Origin of the sequence: Mesorhizobium sp. M0587, assembly GCF_040320945.1 — a bacterium.
Taxonomy (GTDB): domain Bacteria; phylum Pseudomonadota; class Alphaproteobacteria; order Rhizobiales; family Rhizobiaceae; genus Mesorhizobium.
Genome location: NZ_JAMYQP010000127.1, coordinates 1 through 549 on the forward strand (window position 1 = coordinate 1; position 549 = coordinate 549).

Sequence of the window (549 nt, forward strand, 5' to 3'; positions counted from 1 at the left end):
CGTGGGCATAGCGCTGGTGCTTGATCAGCGCCAGCTTGCCGACCCGCACATAGCTCTGGCGCAAATTGAGCCCCGTCTTCCTGGCCAGCCGCACCAGCCGTTCGCGCGCCCGCTGGATGAGCTTGGCGTCGGTCGGGAACATGACGTTCTTCGGCTGCACGGTGGTGTCGACGATCACCTGGCGCGTGTCGGCCGGCTTCATCGCCCCGGTCTTGACCGCAAGGCTGAGGCTTTCCTGCAAGAGCGCGACGATCCGCTCCTCGCCCATGCGGCCGCGCCAGCGCGTCATCGACGAGCGGTCGAACGGCAGCGCGTGACAGAAGAACACCTCGCCGCAAAGATACTGGAAGTAGGGGTTCTCCACCCAGCGCTCGCACAGCACCTCGTCCGACAGATTGAAAGTGTGCTTGAGGATCGCCAGCCCCGCCATCAGCCGGGTCGGCAGCGGCGGCATGCCGGGGCCGTCCGAATAGACGGCGCCGAAACGCTCCTCCAGCACCGGCCAGTCGATCGCCTGCGCCAGCCGCACCAGCTCGTGCTTCATATTGA

The 549-nt window shown here is 66.1% G+C and carries 1 protein-coding gene; it reads right to left on the minus strand.

The window, feature by feature from the left end; genetic code table 11:
• The coding region (locus NKI49_RS33320) for a transposase (protein WP_352695967.1) at positions 1 to 549 on the minus strand (549 nt) is incomplete at both ends.